We start from the raw sequence: 1,584 nt of genomic DNA on the forward strand, positions 1-1,584 counted from the left end.
AGACAACTCATCAGAATGAGTTCTAGCACTTGTCTAGCAGATAGGATGGGTGGCTAACTTCATTTTAAAATTTTTGAATTATAAAAGATTATAAAAGATCAAATGAATTATAAAAGATTATAAAATAGTCATAAACTATCAAAGAATGACAAAGGAGGTAAAAATGACAAATCCTTTTACACTTGGTTTTGATAAAAAACCATTCACCTATATCGACCGCACATCACAGACAAGCATGATTCTAGAAGATATCACTTCTGCCAACCCTTCTTCACAAGCCTATATTCTAACAGGAGTCAGAGGAGTTGGTAAAACGGTTATGATGAATGAAATCGTTCGTCGCTTAAAAGACAGACATGACTGGATTACCATAAAACTAAACCCCAATCGCCCCTTATTCGAAAGTTTAGCCGCAAAATTATACGAAGAGCCCGAGATCGGAATTCTCTTTCATCAGGCAAAGCTAAATCTGTCTCTTTTCGGTTTAGGAATCGACATCGAACAGGTCCCTCCTGTCGTGAGCATCGAGATCGCACTGGAAAAAATGCTTTTGCAACTCCAGAAACATCAGAAAAAAGTTCTTATCGCTATTGATGAAGTTACAAAAACAGAGGACCTAAAAGCCTTTGTTTCTTCCTTTCAATTGTGGATCAGTGATAACCTACCCATATCTCTACTAATGACCGGCTTATATGAAAATATCTCTCTTCTTCAAAACGATTCAAGTTTGACATTCCTACACCGCTCTAAAAAATCTATTTATCCCCTTTGAACTATCAATCCATTGCCAAATCCTACCAAGAGATTTTCCAGGTATCTGATACCGAAGCTGTGGAGATGAGTAAATTGACCAAAGGCTTCCCCTTCGCTTTCCAAGTACTAGGCTACCTCAAATGGACTGAACAAGAAAAAGAGCTTAGCCACCTCTTAAATGCCTTCGATGATTACCTCCAAGAATATGTCTACAATAAAATTTGGTCAGAACTATCTGACCTCGACCGAGAAGTTCTAGGAGCCTTTCTAGACAACCCCGACAAAGAGGTAGCTGTAAGTCTGCTTCGTGATCGTATCAATTTCCCCGCCAACAAATTTTCTGTTTACCGGGAGCGATTGATTCGAAAAGGCATTGTCAGGGCGAGCAAAAGAGGTTACTTAACCTTAACACTCCCCAGATTCCATGAGTTTTTGCAGCATATGGTGCTATACAATGACTACTAATTTTTTATGAACCTTGAGAAAACTCAGAACCTTTTGAAGTCCCCGAACCTTACCTCGCTTTTCAATTTCTTGGCTCGGGTGAAAAAGGTTCCCCGAACCTTCCTCGCTTTTCAATTTCTTGGCTCGGGTGAGGCTGGGACAAAAACCCCTCTGACTAACGCAAAAAGCAACGGTTTTAAAGCCGTTGCTTTTTGCCTTATGGAGATAGTCTTGATACAATATAATTAGGACAAAATACTGAGAAAGGCTATCCCATGTACATTCACTGTAAGCGCCCAATAACAAGGTATCTTCCGATAAAGTAGAAATCTAGCTATACTAGTCTCAGAAAACATGAGTAGAGGAGATTGGTTTAGTGGATGCGAA

Annotated in this window: 2 protein-coding genes; both read left to right on the top strand. The window is 39.4% G+C overall.

Annotated features, from left to right (window positions below; genetic code table 11):
- Positions 1–163 precede the first annotated feature (163 nt).
- Positions 164–772, top strand: a complete 609-nt coding sequence (locus tag E5983_RS09935) for an ATP-binding protein (RefSeq protein ID WP_237397614.1) — start codon at positions 164–166, stop codon at positions 770–772.
- The gene (locus E5983_RS09940) at positions 769–1,218 is read left to right on the top strand and encodes a hypothetical protein (RefSeq protein WP_237397615.1); all 450 of its coding nucleotides are present in this window, start codon (positions 769–771) and stop codon (positions 1,216–1,218) included. The genes E5983_RS09935 and E5983_RS09940 overlap by 4 nt, the downstream gene beginning before the upstream one ends.
- The last annotated feature ends 366 nt before the right edge of the window (positions 1,219–1,584 follow it).

Origin of the sequence: Streptococcus danieliae (assembly GCF_009767945.1) — a bacterium.
In the GTDB taxonomy this organism is placed as follows: domain Bacteria; phylum Bacillota; class Bacilli; order Lactobacillales; family Streptococcaceae; genus Streptococcus; species Streptococcus danieliae.